At 40.0% G+C, this 22,670-nt stretch carries 22 protein-coding genes; 14 read left to right on the top strand and 8 right to left on the bottom strand.

The features are described from left to right. The first annotated feature begins 120 nt into the window (after positions 1-120). Positions 121-609: a DUF1269 domain-containing protein gene (locus ACE1CA_RS23640; protein ID WP_413276700.1), complete on the top strand. Its 489-nt coding sequence runs from the start codon at positions 121-123 to the stop codon at positions 607-609. A 103-nt stretch (positions 610-712) separates the two neighbouring features. Here the strand turns inward: ACE1CA_RS23640 and ACE1CA_RS23635 are convergent, their stop codons facing one another. The 4 genes from ACE1CA_RS23635 to ACE1CA_RS23620 all read right to left on the bottom strand — a co-directional run bounded on the left by ACE1CA_RS23635 (position 713) and on the right by ACE1CA_RS23620 (position 5,074). Next, a complete protein-coding gene (locus ACE1CA_RS23635) occupies positions 713-1,204 on the bottom strand; it encodes a DUF4276 family protein (protein ID WP_413276751.1) in 492 nt (163 codons plus the stop codon). Between the two features lie 45 nt (positions 1,205-1,249). Beyond that, a protein-coding gene (locus ACE1CA_RS23630) for an IS630 family transposase (protein WP_459563618.1) occupies positions 1,250-2,313 on the bottom strand; the annotation gives its coding sequence in 2 pieces (ribosomal slippage) (positions 1,250-1,857 and positions 1,857-2,313; 1,065 coding nt in all). Positions 2,314-2,607: 294 nt separating this feature from the next. Continuing rightward, a complete protein-coding gene (locus ACE1CA_RS23625; RefSeq protein WP_413278181.1) occupies positions 2,608-3,759 on the bottom strand; it encodes an AAA family ATPase in 1,152 nt (383 codons plus the stop codon). Positions 3,760-3,874: 115 nt separating this feature from the next. Then, positions 3,875-5,074 (bottom strand): phosphoglycerate kinase, encoded by a 1,200-nt coding sequence (locus ACE1CA_RS23620; RefSeq protein ID WP_413278180.1) that lies wholly within the window; start codon positions 5,072-5,074, stop codon positions 3,875-3,877. A 113-nt stretch (positions 5,075-5,187) separates the two neighbouring features. Here ACE1CA_RS23620 and ACE1CA_RS23615 point away from each other — a divergent pair, with 113 nt between their 5' ends. The 3 genes from ACE1CA_RS23615 to ACE1CA_RS23605 all read left to right on the top strand — a co-directional run bounded on the left by ACE1CA_RS23615 (position 5,188) and on the right by ACE1CA_RS23605 (position 7,568). Next, positions 5,188-5,598 (top strand): universal stress protein, encoded by a 411-nt coding sequence (locus ACE1CA_RS23615; RefSeq protein WP_413278179.1) that lies wholly within the window; start codon positions 5,188-5,190, stop codon positions 5,596-5,598. A 144-nt stretch (positions 5,599-5,742) separates the two neighbouring features. Next, positions 5,743-6,606: a ribosome biogenesis GTPase YlqF gene (ylqF, locus tag ACE1CA_RS23610; RefSeq protein ID WP_413278178.1), complete on the top strand. Its 864-nt coding sequence runs from the start codon at positions 5,743-5,745 to the stop codon at positions 6,604-6,606. Between the two features lie 230 nt (positions 6,607-6,836). After that, positions 6,837-7,568, top strand: coding sequence for a carbonic anhydrase (locus ACE1CA_RS23605; RefSeq protein WP_413278177.1), 732 nt, complete (start codon positions 6,837-6,839; stop codon positions 7,566-7,568). A gap of 10 nt (positions 7,569-7,578) precedes the next feature. Here ACE1CA_RS23605 and ACE1CA_RS23600 read toward each other — a convergent pair whose 3' ends face one another. Further along, positions 7,579-8,358 carry an MOSC domain-containing protein gene (locus ACE1CA_RS23600; RefSeq protein WP_413278176.1) on the bottom strand — a complete coding sequence of 260 codons (780 nt, stop codon included), beginning with the start codon at positions 8,356-8,358 and terminating at the stop codon, positions 7,579-7,581. A gap of 220 nt (positions 8,359-8,578) precedes the next feature. Here ACE1CA_RS23600 and ACE1CA_RS23595 point away from each other — a divergent pair, with 220 nt between their 5' ends. After that, on the top strand, positions 8,579-10,228 hold the full coding sequence (locus tag ACE1CA_RS23595; protein WP_413278175.1) for an adenylate/guanylate cyclase domain-containing protein: 1,650 nt from the start codon (positions 8,579-8,581) through the stop codon (positions 10,226-10,228). A gap of 12 nt (positions 10,229-10,240) precedes the next feature. Here the strand turns inward: ACE1CA_RS23595 and ACE1CA_RS23590 are convergent, their stop codons facing one another. Beyond that, positions 10,241-12,496, bottom strand: a complete 2,256-nt coding sequence (locus tag ACE1CA_RS23590; protein WP_413278174.1) for a PAS domain-containing protein — start codon at positions 12,494-12,496, stop codon at positions 10,241-10,243. A gap of 475 nt (positions 12,497-12,971) precedes the next feature. Here ACE1CA_RS23590 and ACE1CA_RS23585 point away from each other — a divergent pair, with 475 nt between their 5' ends. From ACE1CA_RS23585 to psbM, 3 genes are all read left to right on the top strand, one after another. Continuing rightward, on the top strand, positions 12,972-14,657 hold the full coding sequence (locus ACE1CA_RS23585; RefSeq protein ID WP_413278173.1) for a TolC family protein: 1,686 nt from the start codon (positions 12,972-12,974) through the stop codon (positions 14,655-14,657). A 265-nt stretch (positions 14,658-14,922) separates the two neighbouring features. After that, positions 14,923-15,219, top strand: a complete 297-nt coding sequence (locus ACE1CA_RS23580; RefSeq protein ID WP_413278172.1) for a 2Fe-2S iron-sulfur cluster-binding protein — start codon at positions 14,923-14,925, stop codon at positions 15,217-15,219. Between the two features lie 57 nt (positions 15,220-15,276). After that, entirely contained in the window at positions 15,277-15,393 is a 117-nt protein-coding gene (psbM, locus tag ACE1CA_RS23575; protein ID WP_413256598.1) for a photosystem II reaction center protein PsbM, read from the top strand. Positions 15,394-15,627: 234 nt separating this feature from the next. On the opposite strand, the gene ACE1CA_RS23570 is transcribed toward psbM, so the two are convergent. Then, entirely contained in the window at positions 15,628-16,458 is an 831-nt protein-coding gene (locus ACE1CA_RS23570; protein ID WP_413278171.1) for a universal stress protein, read from the bottom strand. Positions 16,459-16,758: 300 nt separating this feature from the next. After that, complete coding sequence (locus ACE1CA_RS23565) at positions 16,759-20,019, bottom strand: CHAT domain-containing protein (protein WP_486517504.1); 3,261 nt, start codon at positions 20,017-20,019, stop codon at positions 16,759-16,761. 110 nt (positions 20,020-20,129) lie between these two features. Here ACE1CA_RS23565 and ACE1CA_RS23560 point away from each other — a divergent pair, with 110 nt between their 5' ends. From ACE1CA_RS23560 to ACE1CA_RS23535, 6 genes are all read left to right on the top strand, one after another. Further along, positions 20,130-20,465 carry a DUF6972 family protein gene (locus tag ACE1CA_RS23560; protein WP_459563619.1) on the top strand — a complete coding sequence of 112 codons (336 nt, stop codon included), beginning with the start codon at positions 20,130-20,132 and terminating at the stop codon, positions 20,463-20,465. Then, entirely contained in the window at positions 20,416-20,679 is a 264-nt protein-coding gene (locus ACE1CA_RS23555; protein ID WP_459563617.1) for a hypothetical protein, read from the top strand. Before ACE1CA_RS23560 ends, ACE1CA_RS23555 begins: the two co-directional genes overlap by 50 nt. A 59-nt stretch (positions 20,680-20,738) precedes the next feature. Then, positions 20,739-20,972: a hypothetical protein gene (locus ACE1CA_RS23550; RefSeq protein ID WP_413278167.1), complete on the top strand. Its 234-nt coding sequence runs from the start codon at positions 20,739-20,741 to the stop codon at positions 20,970-20,972. Further along, on the top strand, positions 20,962-21,378 hold the full coding sequence (locus ACE1CA_RS23545; RefSeq protein WP_413278166.1) for a PIN domain-containing protein: 417 nt from the start codon (positions 20,962-20,964) through the stop codon (positions 21,376-21,378). Before ACE1CA_RS23550 ends, ACE1CA_RS23545 begins: the two co-directional genes overlap by 11 nt. A gap of 8 nt (positions 21,379-21,386) precedes the next feature. Then, entirely contained in the window at positions 21,387-21,839 is a 453-nt protein-coding gene (locus ACE1CA_RS23540; RefSeq protein WP_413278165.1) for a DUF29 domain-containing protein, read from the top strand. Between the two features lie 486 nt (positions 21,840-22,325). Further along, on the top strand, positions 22,326-22,580 hold the full coding sequence (locus ACE1CA_RS23535; RefSeq protein ID WP_413278164.1) for a type II toxin-antitoxin system RelN family antitoxin: 255 nt from the start codon (positions 22,326-22,328) through the stop codon (positions 22,578-22,580). The last annotated feature ends 90 nt before the right edge of the window (positions 22,581-22,670 follow it).

The raw sequence follows: 22,670 nt of genomic DNA, 5'->3' as shown, positions 1-22,670 counted from the left end.
CGTTGCTCTCATTAAAGGCTTACATCAATTCCTGAAATTGAACTAACCTTAATGTAGGCATAAAGTCTACAATTTACAATTTTTTTGCAACCAATATTAATCAAAAGTGCGAGGAAAATCATGGCAACATTAACTGTTTGGAAATTTACGACTGCTGATGGCGCAGACAATGCTTTGAAAAAACTGCAAGACCTGCAAAAGCAAGAAATAATTGAAGTGTTGGATGCAGCGATCGTTTCTTGGCCCCAAGGACGCAAACGCCCCAAAACCTATCAAGCAATGGATACCGTAGGCGCAGGTTTGCTCGGTGGCGCATTTTGGGGTATGTTGTTTGGATTAATCTTTTTTGTGCCAGTGTTAGGCTTGGCAGTAGGAGCACTTGCAGGTGCGCTTTCAGGTTATTTCACTGATTATGGCATCAATGATGACTTTATCAAAAGTGTTCAAAGCAAAGTCACCGAAGGCACATCTGCCCTATTTTTGCTAACAGGTAAAGTGGTGTTAGACAAAGTAGAAGCAGCTTTTTCAGATGAAGAGAAAGGCGAACTGATTCAATCCAACTTATCAACTGAACAAGAAAATAAATTGCGTCAAGATTTTGCGGAATAGTAAGCTTCCGTAGTTAAATAGTAAGGGTATGGTATACCATACCCTTACTAATGTTTTTCAGAAACTATGGCAAAGTACAAATTACGGGTACATCATTAATCTTTTAGTCAATAATTTTCCTGAGTCCATCGCGAAAAACTTGAAAACTTTTTGACTGATTATTTTCTACATCCATATAAGGAGCAACTCTCTGAGCAAAGTCAATTTTTTGTAAACCTGTTTCATAACCATATTTTTTAAGAATTCGATCCAATTGTTCCCAAGTTCCACCTTTAATAGTATCTGGATTGCGAAAACCTGCTTTTTTGCATAGAGAAATTGGTATTTTTTCATACTCAGCGCAAATAGCTGATATATCACCAAGAAACCAAGATTCTAATTCTTCTACAGCAATTCGATGGAGAACTATGTCACCTTTTTGTTGTGTAACTACACTGCTAGCATCACACAAAATTTTTTTTAACTCTAAACAGTCATCTCGATCTTGGTCTACTACAATTACTATACGCCAGTCCTCCGTTACAAATTTAGCATAAGCATTCATACGTTCTGGTAGTTTTTTTAAGAGCCTATCTTTATTTTGAAAATTATGAATAAGGAAACTGTGATTATCTCCGATAATTTTAGGTATATAGCCAGTCTAAATGAATTGTGAAAAAGCATCGTAGTTTTTAAAGTTAGGAACATTAAAAAGTTTGAAATCAACAAAAAGCTGAAATAACCGCTTCACAATGGCAAAACTTTTACCAAACCGATAAAATCTTCTTAGTAAATTTTTTAACTGTAGCCAAATTGCTTCTACAGGATTTTCTTGGGGAGCGTAAGGCGCAAATCTATGACAAGTAACATTCCATTCTTCGGGAGTCATTTCTTGATTCTGTTGAGTTAAAAATTTTTTCATTTCCTCTCCTCTATGATAACTAGCTCCATCCCAGATCAATAAAATTTTGGCTCCCGGATTTCTTTGTTGTAGTTGAGTGACAAAATTGACAGTGTTTTCTCCATTTCCTTGGGGATAAGGGTCGAGAATAAATTCTTTCGTTAATAGATCTAAAGCTCCATAATAAGTCTGTCTTTCTTTGGGATTCAACAGTGGAATTTTCACTGGTTCTTTGATGAAGTTCCACAGATAACCACAGATATCGTCCCAGAGTAGATGGCATTCATCAATAATATACACCACCAGCTTTCTGGCCTCTATTTCGGTGCGATGTTTTTCGAGAAGTGCGGCAATTTCTTGGTTTTTTTTTTAGTTAATTCTGCATCATATCGAGGATTCACCTGTTCTCCTTTTTGCCAAGAGATTTTCGCTTCTTGAAAAATCTGATAATAGCTTTGTCGCGATTGAAAAACTACATCATATTTGTCAATTAAATAAGTTTCTAATTCGGAAATATCCCAAGCTTTTTGCTGAATTAACCACGCAATTGTTTCCGCTCTTTCTTCTGGGCTTAAATAACTTTCTGTGCCTTTATACCTGGATTTTAAAGCTTCATTACCGCCGACTTTAAAAGCATTAAACCATTTACTGATAAACCCTACTGAGACTGCTAAAATTTCTTTAATTTTCTCATAGCGATATCCCTCTAACGCCAATTTAGCTGCTAATGCTCTCTTCATTTCTGCCGATTTTGGATTACTTTTAATAAAATCTTCGAGAGTCTTTAGCTGTTTTCTAACTTCTGAATCTTCTACTGCTCTCATTTCTACTTCTCGGTTACAAGCCGTTCTTATTTTACCAGATTACCCTTTTACTTCTTTCATGACTCATTTAGACTGGCTATAATAATTTTTAAAGTTACTTCAGTTGAATATTCTTCTACTAAGAATTCAATGTGCATGATTGCTCCAATTAATATGGTAATCCTCTAAGATAAGCTGTCACGCATTTAAATCACTTATTAAGATTGCAGGGGAGCAGGGGGGCAGGGGGGCAGGGGAGAGAATTAGACGAATTTTCTTCTGTTTCCAAACAATCCAATTTAAATGCGGAACAGCTTAGCCCTCAGACCAGAGATCTCCCAACCCTGCTTGTGATTCTATAAAGTGTTTGGCATCAGGTATTTGATCGGCTCTTGTAACAGTTGCATAACCATTATTATCTCGTTGAAAAATCCACAAATTTTTAGCATCTTTAATGGTATTTACAAAGAATGGAGAATGAGTTGATACAAAAACTTGAGCGCGTTGAGAATATGCAATTAATTCTTCACTCAGGGGTTCAAGCAATCGATGATGAAGCCCATTTTCTGGTTCTTCAATACAAAGCAACTGAGGAGGATTAGGATCATTTAATAGGATCAAATATGCTAGTAACTTTAGAGTTCCATCTGAAGCAAATCGGGCTAAAAATGGTCGGCTAAATGGGGCATCTTTGAATAATAAAGCTAATCTGCCATCAATGGTTGGTTCTGATTCTACTCGTTCTAACTGGGGAACTCGATGAGTTAATTGCTTGAGTATTTTATCTAAAATTTTAGGATATTCATCTGCTAAAAATTGAACTACATTAGCAATATTGTCACCTTCACGCGAGAGATGTTCCATTGCTCCAACAGTTGCTAATTGGCGTGCTTGGTCAGGAATAAAGTAAGAGAGGAACCATCCTTCTATAAAACGCCGTAAGCTTGCTACACGAGGGTTATCGGATAATTGACCAATAGTTTTAATAGCAAGGGAACTTGGATCATCCATTCGATAGTAGATTCTGTTGTCATTAATTTCAGGATTTTCACCGCTAATTACCTCACCTTCACCATATTCAAATTTCAGAAAGTCAAATGGTTTACCATGAGGCCCTCGTTTCCAGCGGAGACTTTCTCTAGAAACAATAGGCGAACCACTTTGTAAACCAATGGCTACACTATAAGTAATCAGAGGCGATTTACTATTTTCACGATATTGAATGGCTATTTCAATTTCTTGACGGTTGCAGTCACGAGATATAACTTCGGGAAATCGTCCTCTTTTTTCTAAAGCTTTCCGAACATTAGTAGTGAGACAATCTGATAAGAAACCTATTACATCAAAAAAGGTAGTCTTACCACTTCCGTTTGAGCCAAGAAAAACGGAAAATGGTTTAATATCTTTAAGGGTAATATCTTGCAGTACTCGGTAGTTTTTGACGGAAATTTTTTCAATTCTTGCCATTAGCTTGTTAATTAGAAATAATATTAAATAAAATATTAGTAAGGGTATGGTACACCATACCCTTACTAATGGTTTTGAGATTGTGGATTTTATTTAAGCTTAATCAGGTAAATTATTAAGCTTCATCTAATGCCACAATTCCGGGCAGTTCTTTACCTTCTAGCAATTCCAAACTAGCACCACCACCAGTGGAAATGTGACTCATTTGATCGGCTACACCGACTTTTTCTACAGCAGCTACAGAGTCGCCACCGCCGATAATGGTAATAGCACCTTTTTTGGTTAAGTCTGCTAAAGTGTGAGCGATCGCTTCCGTACCCGCAGCGAACTTATCAAACTCAAACACACCCATTGGGCCATTCCAAATTACACTCTTGCAATCTGCCAGAGCATCTTGGAACAGTTTCACAGAATCAGGGCCAATATCTAAACCCATCCAACCATCAGGAATGTTTTCAATGCTAACAATTTGAGAATTAGCATCTTTATCGAATTTGTCTGCAACTACCACATCAGTTGGTAACAGTAATTCCACGCCCCTTTCTTTCGCTATTGCTTCCAAAGATTTCGCTAATTCTAGTTTATCTTCTTCTACCAAAGACTTACCCACGTTTAAACCGCGAGCTTTGAAGAAGGTGAAAATCATGCCACCGCCGATAAACAATTTGTCGCATTTTTCGAGTAACTTTTCAATTACACCGATTTTGCTAGAAACTTTAGAACCACCGATAATTGCTGCTAAAGGACGCTGCGGATTTTCGATCGCATTTTGCAGATATTCCAATTCCTTTTCAATCAAATATCCCGCAACCGAAGGCTTCAAAAATTTAGTCACACCTTCAGTAGAAGCATGGGCACGGTGAGCAGTTCCAAAAGCATCATTAACATATAAATCTGCAACAGAAGCCAACTCCTTAGCAAATTCTGGATCGTTCTTTTCCTCTTCCGGGTGGAAGCGGACATTTTCTAGCAACAAAACATCGCCATCTTGCATTTCTGCAACAGCAGAGGCAACTTCTTCGCCAATGCAATCACTAGGCTTTTTCACCTCTTTTCCCAACAATTCTGACAACCGTTTAGCAACAGGAGTAAGACGAAGTTTCTCATCAACACCCTTGGGACGGCCAAAGTGACTGCATAGTATAACCTTTGCTCCTTTACCTGTCAAATCTTGGATGGTTGGCAAAGCAGCCCGAATGCGGGTGTCATCGGTGATTTTACCATCATCTACAGGAACGTTAAAATCAGCCCTTACCAGGACTCTTTTCCCATTTAAGTCTGAGGACGTGAGATCTGCTACAGTTTTCTTGGACACCGAAGTAACCTCCTAAATGCTTTTTTTACGAAATCAGCGTGCCAACTTATGGTCGTCCGTTCTGTCTACGCAGTCCACATTTTACCGGAGTGAGGGATCGCGAGGTAAGTTAAATGTTTAAGACAGTTTTATTCCCAGTGGATCAAAGTCGGGAAGCCCGTGAAGCGGCTGATGTAGTGGTGAATATCGTACAAAAGTATGGTAGCCGTCTCGTTTTGCTGTCCGTAGTAGAACCGCCAGCTGAAGGAGAATCAGTTAATTCAGATGCGATGACTTCACCCGAAGCAGTAGCAAAATTATTGAAAACTGCCCAAAGTCTATTTGCCGATCAAGGAATTCCCGCTGATGTCATGGAACGTGAAGGCAAAGCAGCTTTTACGATCTGCGATGTTGCTGACGAAATTGAAGCAAATTTAATCGTTATGGGTAGCCGAGGGCTAGGATTAACAGAAGAGGGAAGCGCCGATAGTGTCACTTATCGCGTGATTAACCTTTCTCCCTGTCCTGTTTTGATTGTTCCTTAATCGGGGAGTGGGGACTAGGAGGAAGAGGTAGGGGGGTAGGGGGATGGGGGAATGGGGGGAGTTTGTTGCTTCAATTTCTCCCCATCTCCCCACCTCCCCATCTCCTCATCTCCTCATTTCCCCAACCCCCTACCCCCAACCACTATGACTACTCCTGCGATTCAATGGTACCCCGGACATATTGCCAAAGCTGAGAAGGCACTCAAGGAACAGCTAAAGCTGGTGGATGTGGTGCTCGAAGTTCGGGATGCGCGAATTCCTTTGGCAACTCAACACCCGCAAGTTCCGCAGTGGGTGGGAAGTAAGGCGCGAGTTTTGGTGCTTAACCGTATGGATATGATTCCTTCGCAAGTGCGCCAACTTTGGGAAAGTTGGTTTGAGTCGCAGGGGGAAACTGCGTATTTTACGGATGCCCAACATGGTAAGGGTATCCAGGCTGTGGCGCAAGCGGCGCAGGTGGCAGGGGTGGAGGTGAATCGGAGACGGCGCGATCGCGGAATGTTACCCCGTCCGGTTCGCGCTGTCGTCATCGGTTTTCCTAATGTGGGAAAATCAGCTTTAATCAATCGATTGTTGAATAAAAGAGTCGTAGAAAGCGCCCGTCGTCCCGGAGTAACTAAACAATTACGTTGGGTGAGAATTTCTCAAGAAATGGAATTATTAGATGCACCTGGGGTAATTCCCGGTAAATTAAACGATCAAGAAGCAGCGATTAAATTAGCGATTTGTGAAGATATCGGCGAAGCATCTTATGATAATCAGCGAGTCGCTGCCGAATTAGTGGAATTGTTGAACTATTTAGGAGATGTCGCCAGGAATTTTTTGCCCGGATCTCCTTTGCAATCTCGTTATGGATTAGATGCTAAAGAATATACAGGCGAAGATTATTTAGTAAATTTAGCGAAAGAACGTAATCAAGGCGACGTAGAACGGACAGCAAGGCAACTTTTAAATGACTTTCGTAAAGGTTTAATGGGTGCGATTCCTTTGGAATTACCACCTAGTTAAATAATTTTTTTAATCGCTTAAAAATAACACAAATTAGATGATTTTGCTAGATTACTCGATCAATTTTTTGGCAATAACACTTTTTGGCTATTTTTAAACATAAATTAATATTAATTGAATTATTTTAATTATTTTTAATAAAAAACTCATTTTTTAGATCTACTTAAATAGTTTAATAGAATACAAACTTGTCTTCGGCATGAAATAGTGGAGTGTAAGCGAGCATAATTATGGGTCGCATGAATGGTTTTATTGGTCGTCGTAATGTTTTAAAATGGGCGGGAATTGGAAGTACTGGTTTAGCTGCTAGTGCTGCTGGTGGATTCCTTTGGGGTGTACAGGAAATGGTGACTCCGCAGCTAGCAGAGGCACAAGAAAAACCCCAACCAGTTGCTCCTGATGCGGCGTTACAAAGAATCTTAGAAGGAAATAAAAGATTTGTTGCAGAAAAGCGGCAAAATTTGCCATCTCGATCGCGTTTGAAAGAAACTGCTACTGCACAATTTCCTTTTGCTTCAATTCTCAGCTGTGCTGATTCACGGGTTCCCGCAGAAATCGTTATAGATCAGGGACTTGGGGATTTATTTGTAGTTCGGATTGCGGGAAATGTTGCTACTGAATCTGGTATAGGTAGCTTAGAGTTTTCCACCGCAGTATTAGGAACTCAACTAATTATGGTAATCGGACATGAAAGATGTGGTGCAGTAGCAGCAGCAGTAAAAGGCGATCCGCTTCCGGGAAGAATTGGAATTTTTGTGGAAGAGATTAAACCTGCTGCGCGATCGGTACAGGGAAAACCAGGCGATCCGGTAGAAAATGCAGTTGTCGCGAACGTGAAATATCAAGTAAACAAATTGAAGGAAAATTCATCAATTTTGTCTAATTTGATTGCGGAAGGCAAATTAAAAATTGTCGGTGCTCGTTATGATTTAGATACAGGAGAATTAGCAATTGTAGCTTAATTGAAGTTAATTACAACAGTTTAATTTTATCTCCCATTTGTAAAATTTTTCCTGCTTCCGAGGCAGGAATTTTTGTATTAACACTCAACCGATAAAAGTGATTAAATCGAGATGAATTTACCCAATTTGGTAAACTTTCTCGGCGGTTTTCTGTGAAAACTTTTTGGAAATTAGGATAACTTTCACCTGTTAACGAGTCACGAGTCGGAACAATACAACGTTGACAAGGGTTAATTCCTTCAAATATCACTTCGCCAATTTGAAATTTTACAACTTCTCCTTCATTGGCAAAAAGTCGATCTTCCCAAAAGGGAGGAACGCCATTTATCTCCAGATTACTACGGAGGCGTTGGCGCATTTCGGTTACAGAAATTCCCGGAAACCAAGTGGCGACGGTTTCTAGAGTAGCGGTACTAATCACAGTTGGGCCAGAGGCAATGTTATCATCTGGAAAACCAGTAGTTGAGTTTTTTACTAATGTGACAGCAAAACCAAAATATTTACTTAACCAGGATTGAAGTTCGGAACGATCGCTCTCGATATCAAATGCGGTTTTTTCTCCGGTTCCCTGAATTTGTAAACAGATAGTTTTTTTGTTCACATCCCAAGACGATCGCAATAAATGCACTTTCGCATTACGTTTGCCATTCACAAACCGACCTTGTGCATCTACGATAGCAAACTCTCGGTCTTGCCACAAAGCACCGCTGGGTAAAACTTTTGCTTGGTTAACAGTTATAGCATCTAAGGATTTTATTGGATAAAGGAAAATACTAGCAAGATGTGACATCTAATAACTCTCTAATCCTAAGTTAACAATTGCTTGATGTTAATCATCTTTATGTTACAACCGTCACGTCTTTTCTTTACAAATCTAGCTATTGAAACTAACTATTAGGTTAGACTGGGGACATGATCTGGACAGGAAAAAATTACTTCATCCGTGAATGTGTAAATTTATATCAGGGTCGCTATTAGAAAAAAAATAAATAGTTATAAAGGATAAAGAAATGGCAGAGCTTAAGCTGTGTGTCTACTTAGAAAATCAAGAAATTATAGTACCAGTAGATCAAGATGAATTTACGATCGGGCGCTTACCAGAAAATAATTTACACCTGCCATATTTTGGGATTTCTCGATGTCATGCGCGAATTTATAAGCAAGGCAAAGGCAAATGGTTTATTCAAGATATGGGCAGTAAAAATGGTACTTCTTTAAATGATAAAATTTTGACGGATTCGACGCTTCTAGCACATAATGATTGGATTAAATTAGGAAATATTGATGCCAGAGTTATTTTAAATGATTCTACTTTACCTCGGGTGCGAAAATTCGATCAGCCTGAATTAGATGAAGGAATGACCATTGTTCGCAATGTGAATGATTTAAAAGCGCAATGGATAGAGGCGGATAATTTAGTTGATAAAGTTAAACGACAAGAAACTTCGATCGCTCGCTTAAAAGACTTAGTTGATATCGCGCAAAATTTAAATTCAGCGGAATCGATAGAAGAAATATTTCTGGCAGTCAAAAAAGTAGTATTCCGTTACATTGAAAATATGGAACGTTTAGCTTTGTTAATTGTCGATTGTGACACCGGAAATCCAAAACTATTTAATGAGGCGGTTAAAGAAGAAAATTATTCTCAACCCTTACCCAATGAAGGTGTTTGGATTAGTCGCAGTATATGTCAAACAGTATTTTCGGAAAAAATAGCAATTCAAACTTCTAATGCCCAACTCGACGAAAGGTTTGGTAATGAAATCAGTATTATCACCAAAGATATTCATAGTGTAATGGCTGTTCCTTTATGGGATGAAAGTAAAGTTGTCGGAGTTTTATATGCTGATGGACATATTCCAATTAGCGAATCAATTCAGCAAAAAGATGAAAATTTAAGTTTTTTTTCTACCTTGGCTAACTTAGTAGCTTCTAGCGTACAAAGATGGTTATTAACTCGGCAATTAAGAAATGAAGAAAAAATTCGTCATCGTTTAGAAAGATACCATTCTCCAGCAGTGGTACAACAGATGATGCAAGCGGGTAATTTATCAGATACTCGGTTAATTCCTAAAGAAAGTGAAATTAGTATTATGTTTGCTGATATCGTCGGGTTTACAGCACTTTCTGAAAAATTGACTCCAGCAAAAATTTCCGAATTACTCAATGCTTTTTTTGAGGAAATGTTGCAGGAAGTGTTTGCTGAAGGCGGAACTTTAGATAAATTTATTGGTGACTGTATTATGGCTTTTTTTGGCGCACCAGAACCGCAAGCGGATCACGCCGAAAGAGTTTTTAGAGCAGCTAAAGGAATGTTAAGTCGTTTAGCAAGAATGAACGTAAACAAAGTGTTGTCTCACCCTTTAGAATTACGTATTGCTATTAATAGCGGAAAAGCTGTTGTGGGAGATGTGGGTAGTACATTACGGGTAGATTATACAGTTTTAGGGCCAACAATTAATTTAGCTTCACGGATGGAATCAATCTGTCCTCCTGGTAAATTAATAGTTAGTGACGCGACATATAAAATGTTGCAACCTTCTCAACGTTTAGAGTTAGAAGAAATGGGCGAATATCGGTTTAAAGGTATCGAGCAACCTATACCAATTTATGTAAATATTAAAGATTTAAAGGCTACTATATACCAAGAAAATTATTAAATTTTGGGCTGACTATTGTTCGCAGGAATTAGGATGATTAGTTTCAGTAAAAGCTATGCGATCGCGTCCTTGTTGTTTAGCAGTATAAAGCGCTCGATCGGCAGCGTTAATTAAATCTTGCGGTGATAATTGAGCATCTGGAACTATACAAGCAACTCCCAAGCTAACGGTCAAACGATCGCTTACTAAAGACTGACTATGGGGAATTTCTAACTTATGAATTGCTTGGCGAATCAGTTCCGCTAAATGAGTTGCGCCTGACAAATTAGTGTGGGGAAGTATTACCGCAAATTCTTCACCACCATAGCGAGCAAATAAGTCAGCTGAACGGCGGGAAATAGCACTAATAACTGTTGCGACTTGACGCAAACAATCGTCTCCTGCTAAATGACCATAAGTGTCGTTATAAAGTTTGAAATAATCAATATCAAATAAAATTAAAGATAATGATGCTTTTTCTCTGCGAAGACGAAACCATTCTAAGTTAAGATATTCGTCAAATCGGCGACGATTAGCAATTTGAGTTAAACCATCAATAGTTGCTAATTTTTTTAATTCTTCATTCGCTGCTTGTACTTGGTGATAAAGTTCTGATTGGTAGATTGTCATTGCTAACTGAGTCGCTATTTCCCTAACTATTTCTATTTCTGATTCTTGCCAAGAGTATTGTTGAGTTTTTAGGAGGCAAAGGCTACCCCAAGTTATAGAATTAAAATGTAATGGAATTAATAACCAAGCACCAGGGAAAATTTTAGCTAAGTTACTATTAATTTCATCTTGACAAAGGCTGGCATTATTTAATTGGACAATTTTTAATTTCTTAAGTTGTGTAGTAATGGGATTATCTCGATCGAAAATTTTCTCTTCCATTAAGCTATTTATTTCAGAGTTTTGGCGATATTCAGCTACGGTTAACCAAATTTGTTGTTCGGGTAAATACTTAACAATAGCCGCTTGTTCAACTTCTAAAAATTCACCAATATCGATAACTGCTGTAGAAAAGATTGTTGATAAATCTAAGGAGTTGCGAATAATTTGAATGACTCGATTTAGTGCTTCCTCTTTCTGTGCTTGCGATTGTAGTAATTCTTCTAGCTGTTTCCGTTCCGTGATATCTTGTAAGATGCCAAATAGCTTATTTACTCGTCCTTGACTATTGAAAATTGCTTCTCCTTTAGCATGACTGTAGATAATCAAACCATCTTTACGAACAGCTTTAAGATCGATTTCAAAAGATTTTCCTTCAGACAATCCTCTGCTGATTGCTTGGAGTAATCTTTCTTGGTCTTCAGGAAAACAAAGTTGCATAATCTCTTGATAATCATACTCTCTGCGATCGTCTAAGAATCCAAAGATACGGAAAAATTCTGTCGAACCAATAATTTTTTTGCTAACATTATCTAATTCCCAACTACCTATACGAGCAACTCTTTGAGCCGCTGCAAGTTTAGCTTCGCTTTGTCGCAAAGCTTCTTCTGCTTGTTTGCGAACAGTGATATCTTCACAAACAACTACTGTATGCAAAATCGAGCCATTTTTACTTTTAACTAAAGATAGAGTCAAGCGTCCCCAAACAACTGTTTTATCCTTGCGAATATAACGTTTGTCAATTACATAACTGCTTCTTTCTTCTGCTAATAAAGATTTATATAATTCCATATCTAATGCTAAATCTTCGGGATGAGTAATTTCTGTAAAGTGCATCCCAATTAGTTCTTCTTGGGTGTAGCCAAGAAAGCGACAATCTGCTTCGTTAGCTAATATAATATAGCCATCGACATTAACTAATGCCATACCTACCGAAACATTATCAAAAATGGAGCGAAATCTTTGTTCGCTCTCCCGCAATTTTTCTTCTATTTCTTTGCGATCGCTAATATCAATTATTGATCCAACCATACGGATAGCATGACCATTCCCATCTCGCACTGCTTTACCTTGACTAATAAACCAGCCATAACTACCATCTACCTTTTTTAATCGCATCTCACACTTGTATGGCCGATCGACTTCTAAATGTTGTTGAATTTCTCGTTTTACTCTTACCAGATCTTCTTCATGGATTAATTGATAAAACAACTCTAAATTTGGCTCATAACTCCTGGGCACTAACCCAAGTAAAAAAAATAATTTATCTGACCAAAACAAAGTATCATTTTTTATATCCCAATCCCAAATACCATCATTAGTAGCGTCGATCGTTAACTGTAACAGTTCATGATCTTGGCAGAAATTCACTTCTAATTGCCGAGGTTTTTGTAGTACCATTCGCTCAGGATGCTTTGCTTTTATTTGATTAACTAGTCTATTGCAATACCAAATCAATATAAAAATAATAGCTATAGTTAATAATATTGTAGTATGACAATCAAAACTGTACTGAAATACGCTCTTTTTCTGCAAATTTTGTAACATTAATAAATCCATAAACCTATACAAATTAATTGTCCGTACAACAAATATTTTATATAAATTATAACTAAGAAAAAAGCAGAAATTCTCACAAAACCATGAAATAAGGATAAATTTTGCTTTATATTTAGAGAAAATTTAGATAAATACCATTGCCCTAAAGCAGAAAGGCTTTTATATTTAATTGAGGAAACAGTTAGCAGTCAATCGGGGTACTTTAAATCACGATGGCACTACCTGTTGCCGATCGAGGGAGTGTTTGCCAAGTCCAGTTATCAACTAGTATGCTGCTGTAGTTGTTTGCACCAAGCAGCAGACTCTTCTAAAGCGTATGTCTAAGTTTCGTTATATCGTGGTTGTGAGTGTGAGTGCCATTATCTGTGCTGGTATGCCCCGCTTAGCTAACGCGCAAAGCGGTAAAGCCAGTCTTGAGCCTAGCAGTGAAGCAATGAAAACTAACCAAACTTTACCTGCTATAGTTCAATCGAGCGATCGCTTACTTAGCGATCGAAAGCACAAAGAAGAACAAAATAAAGCCGATCATAGTCATACATTTAATCGGTCAAATCGGTTAAATCATCAAGCTAAACAAAATAGGAATTCGCTGGATTCCGCCCCCAACTTGATGACACAAAAGATACCAGTAGACCTACCGGGTAACGTTCCCATTCCGAACGATCTGATTCCCAACCCTAACCCATTACTGTTTCCCACCAGACCAGAAGAGGTAAACATAGAAGTAGTTCAACCGATAACCTTACAACAGGCGATCGAACTAGCACAACGGAACAATCGCCCCCTGCAAGTAGCCCGAATACAAGTTGAGCAAGCAGAAGCCCAGCTACGAGAAGCCAGAGCAGCCTTATATCCCACAGTAGATTTAACTGCGACTGCCCAAGGAGGACGAAGCGCTCAGAGCCGATTACAATTTGAAAGTAGTAGGCAACAGGCAGAACAGCGAGGCATCCCACTTAACGATAACGATCGCCTGCAAGGAGCAGTCACTTTAAGCGGCACAATCCAAGCTGAGTATAACCTTCTGAATGGAGGGCGGCGCAACGCCCAAATCCGAGCCGCCCAAGAAACACTCCGCAATGCCCAGTTAGCAGTAGAAACCCTCAGCGAACAAACACGCTTAGATGTGTCCAACGCTTACTACGACTTGCAACTGGCAGACGAACAAGTAAGAATTGCTGAATCTGCCGTCCGCAACGCTCAACAAAGTTTACGAGATGCCGAAGCCTTGGAACAAGCCGGACTAGGCACCAGATTCGATACCCTGCGAGCCCAAGTACAGTTAGCCAACCAAAACCAACTTTTAGTGACTAACCGCGCTCAACAGCAAGTCAACCGTCGTCAATTAGCCCAAATTTTGAGCGTACCCCAATCAACCAATATCCTAGCTGCTGACCCTGTAGAAATCGCTGGACTGTGGAATTTAACTTTAGAAGAGAGTATAGTCAGAGCATTTCAAAACCGCTCTGAACTACAACAACAGTTAGCTCAGCGGAACATTGCCGAACAGCAACGACGTATTGCCTTAGCTGCGAACAGACCGCAAGTAACTTTATTTGGCAACTACAATCTGCTAGAGCAGTTTAACGATGGGATAGGTTTAGTAGATGGTTATGCAGTGGGAGCAAGACTAAACTGGAATTTATTTGATGCTGGTGCAGCTAGAGCAAGGGCGGCGCAACAGCAAGCAGGAATTGAAATTGCGGAAACTCAATTTGCGAATCAACGCAATCAGATTCGTTTCCAGGTTGAACAAGCCTTTTACAATTTAAACGCTAATTTCCTGAACATTCAAACTGCCAGACTTGCCGTAACTCAAGCCGCAGAAGCTCTACGTTTAGCACGCTTGCGCTTCCAAGCAGGAGTGGGTACACAAACGGAAGTAATTGATGCAGAAAACAGCTTGACAGAGGCACAAGGTAACTTAGTGAGAGCCGTGATTGATTACAATCGATCGCTAGCCACACTCACTAGGTCTGTTAGTAACGTTACCTTTCCTTAGAAAGCAGAGGGGCAGGGGGGCAGGGGGGCAGGGGAGCAGGGGGGCAGGGGAGCAGGGGAGCAGGGGAGCAGAGGAGCACAAAAACTCCTTAACTTAAAACTCTCTCAACTCCCCAACTCAAAACTCAAAACTCAAAACTCTCCCAATCCCCAATCCCCAGTATTTAAAGTTTGTAATAGTTCTTAAGAAAAAGTAAAATAAGATAGTTAACGCTGATTTCATAAGGTTTGCTCTGGGCGAAGGTTAGATCAAAAAGGGGTAAGTAATGGCTAACATTAAGTTTGTTAAAGAAAATAAAGAAGTAGTGGCAGCAGATGGAGCGAATTTAAGAGAGAAAATGCTGCAAAATGGCATAGATTTGTATAAATTTACGGGTAAATTAATGAACTGCGGTGGTTACGGTCAATGTGGCACCTGCATAGTCGAAATTGCCGAAGGGACAGAAAATTTATCTCCTCGCACCGCAGTGGAAAATCAAAAATTGAAGAAAAAACCGGAAAATTATCGGCTGGCTTGTCAAACTCTGGTCAATGGGCCAGTTAGCGTGATTAGCAAACCATAAGTACTTGGCGTGATATCCTAGTTTTGTCAAATTGCTGTGAACAGAGGTTGGGATTTTATGGAAGTTAACGATCTAGGCTTTGTCGCCAGTATTCTATTCGTGTTGGTTCCTACAGTTTTTCTGTTGATTCTGTACATTCAAACCAACACTCGTGGTACTGATAAGAATATTTAATTAAAAAAAACTTGTGATGAGTAGTGGGTAGTAGGTAACTCAAGTTGCTAGTTACATAGATTGTTGGTTAGATCCCCCCTAACCCCCCTTACCAAGGGGGGAACCGGATTCAAAGTCCCCCTTGGTAAGGGGGATTTAGGGGGATCTAAACCTTCTGGGCTCATAAGTAGCAACTTACGTTAGGTAGAGAAATTCTTACTACCCACTACCTACTATTAGCCTCAATCTTAATAACTAACCGATCGTACGGGCTAACAGAACTGGACAATTGGCGTGAACTCGTACATAGTCAGATAGGGAATTGCCCAGTAAGCGGTCTAAGTCTGGGAGGGTTTTGGCGATCGTCGGACGGCGATCGGGAGAACCTAGCATCAGTAAGTCTACATTGTTCTCTTCCGCAAGACGACAGATTTCTTCCCCGGATTTACCAACACCAGTGACAGACTTATAAGCAATACCCAACTTCTTAGCTTCATCACTTCCAGTCTTTAACACTGACTCAACTCCAGCGGGAGTCTCTTGACCTTTGGCGTTAACGTGAGCCAAAATCAATTGACCGCCTTTGATGTCCCGCAGGAGGAACAAAGCCAGCTTTAAGCATTCTTTTGCGCCTTCCGAACCATCCACAGCCACCATTATTTTGTTAATTTTCTTGACGTAAATATCGTCCTTAACCAATAACATGGGACGTTTGGACAATTGGAAGACGTATTGGCTAACAGAATTCTCCAAAATTGACTCTAGGCGTTTTAAGCCACGAGAACCCATAATAATTAAATCAGCCTCGATTTCGTCAGCGACTTCGCAAACGGTGGTCTTAGGGTCGCCTTGGCGCAGCATTCCTCTGACGTGGGTTGGATCTAATTGTAAGTTTTGAATTGCAGTGGCAAGAAATTTTCCTCCTTCTTCCCACTTGGCGGTCATCTCATCGGCGACAACTTGGGGAGGTACAACGTGCAAAACGCTGACTGAAGCAGGTTTAATGGCGGGAACTTCCATCAAAGCTTTGAGCATTTCTTCAGTGTGACCTGTTCCAGAATCAGCCAGCAATATTTTTTCTATCATGTGTTTGTCTTTGATAGTAATTAAACTGAAGGGTAATGTCGTTTCAATAATTCACGATAGAACGATCGGGGACTTATCTCGCAAGTCTTTTACAAGCTGTTACAAAAAAGCTATTTATTACAGCTATCGCTTTTACCTATAATCATCAAATTTTGCATTTAGGACTTTTGTCCTGGGTGCTATCTTCCGGTGACTGAAAACCTTTCTCCAACCTTGGTTGATTTTACTGGATAAGAGTTAATGAGAATTATCTGCAAAATTGTCGATCGCCCTATCTTGGACTTTCTTCCGTCTTTTTGACTATAGTCCGTTACCGATTAAAACAAAAGGTGCCCAATAATAAGGATGAGAAAACTGAGAACCCAAATTAGCACGAGTCCCAGGTTTCAACACAAGAACTACAGTAGCACGACTTTCTTCAGAAGTACCAGTTTGGTTATTTCCCCGCAAAAAACTTAATTGGGCGTTTCTTAAAGCCTCAGCTTTAGTAATCCGAGACTCAGCAGTATTATTGGCTAGTTGATTATAGAAACTTTGCATTAATAAAGAAGTACTCGCATCATTGACTAGCCACAAAGAAGCAATAGCCGCTTTCGCCCCACCTTCCAAAAAATAAGCACTAATCCCAGAAATTTCTAAACCTTCCGCATCTGCGCCACCCAACGCAGTTTCGCAAGCCGATAATACGACTAAATGCACATCAGTTAAACCAAAGCTAACTAAATCTTTAATTTGGGGAATGGCTAACTTTTCTCCAGTTCCTAATAACAAGTAAGAATCTTCCGGTTTTCCGGCGACAAATTCCCCGTGAGTTGCTATGTGTAAAATCTTTTTTCCTGATAACCTATCTCGCAATATTTGCCAGTTAAAAGCATTATTTAAGAAAGCTAAACCGGGGTAAATACCGTTTTTATCTGCGTCATTTTCGCGGACTACCATATCTACTTCAGCGAGCACATTTGGTAAAGGATTAAAACCTGCAACTGCATTAGATAAACCGAGTCCTAAAACGGGGGTGTTAGCGGTTCCGGGGGGTAGTCTATTACTTACATCTGTCAACCCAGCTGATAAAATAGTAGAAACGGTGTAATTTTCAATTAAATATTTTTCCCCATCAAACAAAGCCGCCATTGGAATATAGCGGGTAACTCGGTCAAGGGAAAAGACCAGATTAGTAACTTTTTTATTCCCTTTAATCTCAGATTCCAAAGGTTTAATCAACCAATCATAAAGTTGTTTGCTGGTAGCTTTTAATTCCTGAATATTGGAAGTAGGGCGTTGCAGTAATTGGCGGAATTTTAACACAGTTTCCCCTAATTGCTTGCGAGAAACTGGGACTTCAACACTTTTGAGAACGCCACCTTCAGCGGCTAAAAGTAACCAAGTTTTATCTTCGACAACGAAGGGATAAATTAACACAGTCCCAGGTTGGGCGGCGATAATTTCTCTAGCTTTGCGTCCGAAGTCGTTCGGGTCGAGAACTTTTTCGTCTTGGGCGCGACGGTTAGCGATAATTTGTTTTAAAGTAGCAATGCTTTGATTATATTGAGTAGTTAAAGCTTGTAATTGGTCGTTGAGTTGGCTTAATTCGCTGCATTGAGTTTGGCGACATTCAGTAACTTTTTGTCCGAAAGCGATTAAACTGCCGTGAGTTTTGCTAATTTGTTCTTCAGTGGAGTTAAGGTCGATGCCGGAAGTTTGGTTACTCGCTTTAGCGTTACGAGTGTAGTCGCGAATTTCTTGGAGTTTTAGGAGTTCTAAAACTTGTTGCGCTTCTAAGATTCTGCCTTGTCCAAGTAAGAGATTGGCTAAATCGCGATAGGTAGATGCAACAGTTTCGGTGTAAGATTTTTGTTGTTCTTGGGGTAGTTGGCGTAAATCTTGGCGAATAGTTTCGATAACGTTGACTGATTGTTTGTAAAAAACAATAGCTAATTCTGGTTGGTTTTGTTTGTTTAATAAGTAACCAAGATTATTGAGAGTCGTCCCTTCCATCGCCTTGTCGCCCACTTCCCTGAGAATCGCTAAAGCTTGCTGATAGAATTCCAAAGCTTTCGGGTACTCTCCGAGACTGCGGTAAACTAACCCAAGATTATTGAGAGTCGTCCCTTCCATCGCCTTGTCGCCCACTTCCCTGAGAATCGCTAAAGCTTGCTGATAGAATTCCAAAGCTTTCGGGTACTCTCCGAGACTGCGGTAAACTAACCCAAGATTATTGAGAGTCGTCCCTTCCATCGCCTTGTTGCCAACTTGCCTGTGAATCGCTAAAGCTTGCTGATAGAATTCCAAAGCTTTCGGGTACTCTCCGAGACTGCGGTAAACTAACCCAAGATTATTGAGAGTCGTCCCTTCCCCCGCCTTGTCGCCAACTTCCCTGCGAATCGCTAAAGCTTGGCTAAAGAATTCCAAAGCTTTCGGGTACTGTCCGAGACTGTCGTAAACTGCCCCAAGATTATTGAGAGTCGTCCCTTCCCCCGCCTTGTTGCCAACTTCCCTGAGAATCGCTAAAGCTTGCTGATAGAATTCCAAAGCTTTCGGGTACTGTCCGAGACTGCGGTAAACTCCCCCAAGATTATTGAGAGTCGTCCCTTCCCCCGCCTTGTCGCCAACTTCCCTGTAAATTGCTAAAGATTGCTGATAGAATTCCAAAGCTTTCGGGTACTGTCCGAGATTGTCGTAAACTAACCCAAGATTATTGAGAGTCGTCCCTTCCCCCGCCTTGTCGCCAACTTGCCTGTGAATCGCTAAAGCTTGGCTAAGGAATTCCAAAGCCTTCGGGTACTGTCCGAGACTGCGGTAAACTAACCCAAGATTATTGAGAGTCGTCCCTTCCCCCGCCTTGTCGCCAACTTCCCTGTAAATTGCTAAAGATTGCTGATAGAATTCCAAAGCTTTCGGGTACTGTCCGAGATTGTCGTAAACTAACCCAAGATTATTGAGAGTCGTCCCTTCCCCCGCCTTGTCGCCAACTTCCCTGCGAATCGCTAAAGCTTGCTGATAGAATTCCAAAGCTTTCGGGTACTGTCCGAGACTGTCGTAAACTGCCCCAAGATTATTGAGAGTCGTCCCTTCCCCCGCCTTGTCGCCAACTTCCCTGAGAATCGCCAAAGCTTGCTGAAAGAAATCCAAAGCCTTCGGGTACTCTGCGAGATTGTTGTAAACATTCCCAAGATTATTGAGAGTCGCCCCTTCCCCCGCCTTGTCACCAACTTGCCTGCGAATCGCTAAAGCTTGCTGATAGAAATCCAAAGCCTTCGGGTACTGTCCGAGATTGCGGTAAACTGCCCCAAGATTATTGAGAGTCGTTCCTTCCCCTCTTTTATCTCCTACTTCTCGATAAATTACCAAAGCTTGCTCAAAATTTCCTAATGCTTCTCGGAATTGACTTTGACGATACTGCTTATACGCTTGTTCAAGTAACCTATCTGCCTCAGCTTTTCGTTGTTGATTCGTTGTCGTCTGTGCCATTGCACTTAATATAGTTGGCGTAGTTTCTCCTAATGGCAAAGTAGAAGCAACTGCAAAGATCAAACTAGCAGCGAAAACATTCAGGCGACTCATATATAACTCCGCAATTAATAGTTATCCGCTGGCTGTTCAATTACATATATCTCTCATCGCTGAGAAGGTATGCAAGTTTATTTACTGTAGCGCGTGATATGCTCAAATTTATGAGTGGCATTGAACGTGAATTAATTCTCGATACTCGTCATATTCCCAAACATTTACCCGATACGCCTCAAGTGCAAAGGTTGTTGCGGCGTGGAAGGGCTGCTCATATTTTCAATGATGAAGCCACAATGAATCGAGTTGCTCAAGCCGTAATTGAAAGAGGAAATTACACTGGAACTATCCGAGGCTATGAGCGTTATGGTCTGTTATTTGAGGAAGCCATTGGTTATAGAATCAGTCCAGATGGTTCAATCATCCCACTATTTTATGCAGAGGTGAAAATTGATGCAGAAAATCGATACTACGTCACTCCCCGCACCAGATTTAGTGAATAATAACTGGGAATTTGCCGAAGTTTGGATGGATGCAATGCTGTTTCCTCCTTATATATTGTTGTTACTTGGTGACAAAGCTGGGAATTGTTGTATATACGATCCTACTGAAGGTTACAAAATTATCTTTACTAGTTCAACTTACGAAGAAGCCCAACTTTGGTTGTTAGAAGATGAATATGAACCAATTGAAGGGCGAGTTTTTAGTGATAATTAGGCTTGGATAAAGGCTTGATTTATAATAAAAGCACTCTCCCTAAACTTGGAGGTAGCCGAGTGACAAAGATTCTGGAAGCCACCTACACTAAGGGCAATCTGATTTTAAGTGAAGCCCTCAGTCCCAACTTGGAAGGCAAAAAACTGCGAGTTTTGATTCTCGAAACTCCTGAAACAGATGAAGAATTAACCAGAGAAGAAAAGCTGACACGCTTCTTAGAACACGCAAAACAGTTTTCATTTAAGTTGCCTAAAGATTATAAATTTGTGCGAGATGAAATCTATGACATATAGAGTGTTTCTCGATACAAACTTGTGGATCTATTTCTATGCCAAAGAACCGATAGAAAAATCTCAAAAAATCGAAGAGATCATTAGTAATAACATTCAACAAATCCAAGTCAGTGTTCAAATATTGGGCGAACTTTTCCATGTGTTAACGCGAAAAAAATTAACTTCTCAATCTGATGCCGCAAGCATTGTATTAGAATTAATTAACAACTTCTCTATTTTGGAAGTAGACCATCCAAAAGTCATACAAGCTTTACAAATTAACTCAAAATATGGTTATTCATACTGGGATAGTTTAGTCATTGCTACTGCCCTGCTGAGTGATTGCGCTATCCTGTATTCAGAAGATATGCAGCACAATCAACTAATTGAAAACAAAATTCAGATTATTAATCCTTTTACAATATAAGTTACCAAATGAATCACGCTGTCGGGCAGAGTAAGTTATACGAAAGTGACTTTTGCTTGTGGGTAGAAGATACCGTCTCCAAGTTGAAAGCGCAAAACTTTGATGAACTAGATTTAGAAAATTTAATAGAGGAGATTGAAAGCTTGTCCAAAGGAGACAAAAGAGAGTTAAAAAACCGTCTGGACGTTCTCCTAAATCATTTACTAAAACGCTGCTACATTCCCACCCCGGAAAACTACCGAGGTTGGGAATTAACTATCAGAGAACAACGCAAACAATTACAAAGATTACTAGAACAATCTCCCAGTTTACAAGGTTATTTATTAGAAGTGTTTGCCGAAATTTGGCAAGTTGCTTTAGCAGATGCCCAAAAAGATTATCCTCAAATCAAATTCCCTGATGATTGTCCATTTCCCAAAGATGTAGAAGCAATTTTATCAGCAGAATTTTGGATTATTTAGTAACGCAAGTTGCTAGTTATAAATGTAGATTTTTCTTAGCCCCCCTTATCAAGGGGGGTTGGGGGGATCTAAACTTGGAAACACAGCGTTAGATCCCCCCTAGCCCCCCTTGCAGAAGGGCAGGGCTGTTTCACGCTAAATTTTTCCAGTTCTCTAACCCTACCGTAGTCAGATGTTTAGCCAATAATTCCTAGTAAAAAGGTTGAAATTATTAAAAAAGCCTGTTTTGCTTACTGGGAGAGGTTTTGAAAACCCAAAAGCGAAAATTAGACCTTAGCGTGAAACAGCCCTGCTTGCAGAAGGGGGGAACAAGAAAAAATTAATAACTAGCAACTTGCATTAGTATAAAGGCTTAATTTATACTAAAACCACTTCCTCAAAACTTGGAGGTAGCCGAGTGACAAAGATTCTGGAAGCTACCTACAGTAACAGCAATGTGATTTTAAGATATAATTAACAGAAATTTCAGTAAAAATATAGAAACGAATGAAAGCCGTTGAAGTAACAGGAATTCTGGATGAAACTGGTCAATTATTGCTCGATCGCCCTATCGAAAATTTCCCCCCTAGTCGGGTGCGAATTCTGATACTTTTTCCCGATGTTACTGAAGAAGAGGAAACCGATCCTGATGATACTCCGATCGAAGAAGTAAAAGCAAGTCTCAGGAGAGCATTGGAGGAAGCAAAAGCCGGACAACGCTTACCCATTTCGGAAATGTGGTCAGGAATAGATGTGGAATGAAACACCTTTAGTTAAAGTCGATTTAACGCCAGAGTACAAACGGAATTTGCGGGAATTGGCAAAAAAATATCGCCAAATTCGATCGGACCT

This window comes from Floridaenema evergladense BLCC-F167 (genome assembly GCF_041929205.2).
GTDB lineage: Bacteria > Cyanobacteriota > Cyanobacteriia > Cyanobacteriales > Aerosakkonemataceae > Floridanema > Floridanema evergladense.
The sequence above is the reverse complement of the archived record's forward strand: the minus strand, read 5'-3'. Positions and strand labels throughout refer to the sequence as shown.

Coding starts and splice junctions, on each gene's coding strand:
- ACE1CA_RS23580 (WP_413278172.1), top strand. CDS start 14,923: ATGGCTAACATTAAGTTTGTTAAAGAAAATAAAGAAGTAGTGGCAGCA.
- ACE1CA_RS23640 (WP_413276700.1), top strand. CDS start 121: ATGGCAACATTAACTGTTTGGAAATTTACGACTGCTGATGGCGCAGAC.
- ACE1CA_RS23555 (WP_459563617.1), top strand. CDS start 20,416: ATGCAGAAAATCGATACTACGTCACTCCCCGCACCAGATTTAGTGAAT.
- ACE1CA_RS23565 (WP_486517504.1), bottom strand. CDS start 20,019: ATGAGTCGCCTGAATGTTTTCGCTGCTAGTTTGATCTTTGCAGTTGCT.
- ACE1CA_RS23625 (WP_413278181.1), bottom strand. CDS start 3,759: ATGGCAAGAATTGAAAAAATTTCCGTCAAAAACTACCGAGTACTGCAA.
- ACE1CA_RS23545 (WP_413278166.1), top strand. CDS start 20,962: ATGACATATAGAGTGTTTCTCGATACAAACTTGTGGATCTATTTCTAT.
- ACE1CA_RS23585 (WP_413278173.1), top strand. CDS start 12,972: ATGTCTAAGTTTCGTTATATCGTGGTTGTGAGTGTGAGTGCCATTATC.
- ylqF (WP_413278178.1), top strand. CDS start 5,743: ATGACTACTCCTGCGATTCAATGGTACCCCGGACATATTGCCAAAGCT.
- ACE1CA_RS23590 (WP_413278174.1), bottom strand. CDS start 12,496: ATGGTACTACAAAAACCTCGGCAATTAGAAGTGAATTTCTGCCAAGAT.
- ACE1CA_RS23570 (WP_413278171.1), bottom strand. CDS start 16,458: ATGATAGAAAAAATATTGCTGGCTGATTCTGGAACAGGTCACACTGAA.
- ACE1CA_RS23615 (WP_413278179.1), top strand. CDS start 5,188: ATGTTTAAGACAGTTTTATTCCCAGTGGATCAAAGTCGGGAAGCCCGT.
- ACE1CA_RS23605 (WP_413278177.1), top strand. CDS start 6,837: ATGGGTCGCATGAATGGTTTTATTGGTCGTCGTAATGTTTTAAAATGG.
- ACE1CA_RS23535 (WP_413278164.1), top strand. CDS start 22,326: ATGAAAGCCGTTGAAGTAACAGGAATTCTGGATGAAACTGGTCAATTA.
- psbM (WP_413256598.1), top strand. CDS start 15,277: ATGGAAGTTAACGATCTAGGCTTTGTCGCCAGTATTCTATTCGTGTTG.
- ACE1CA_RS23595 (WP_413278175.1), top strand. CDS start 8,579: ATGGCAGAGCTTAAGCTGTGTGTCTACTTAGAAAATCAAGAAATTATA.
- ACE1CA_RS23560 (WP_459563619.1), top strand. CDS start 20,130: ATGAGTGGCATTGAACGTGAATTAATTCTCGATACTCGTCATATTCCC.
- ACE1CA_RS23600 (WP_413278176.1), bottom strand. CDS start 8,358: ATGTCACATCTTGCTAGTATTTTCCTTTATCCAATAAAATCCTTAGAT.
- ACE1CA_RS23540 (WP_413278165.1), top strand. CDS start 21,387: ATGAATCACGCTGTCGGGCAGAGTAAGTTATACGAAAGTGACTTTTGC.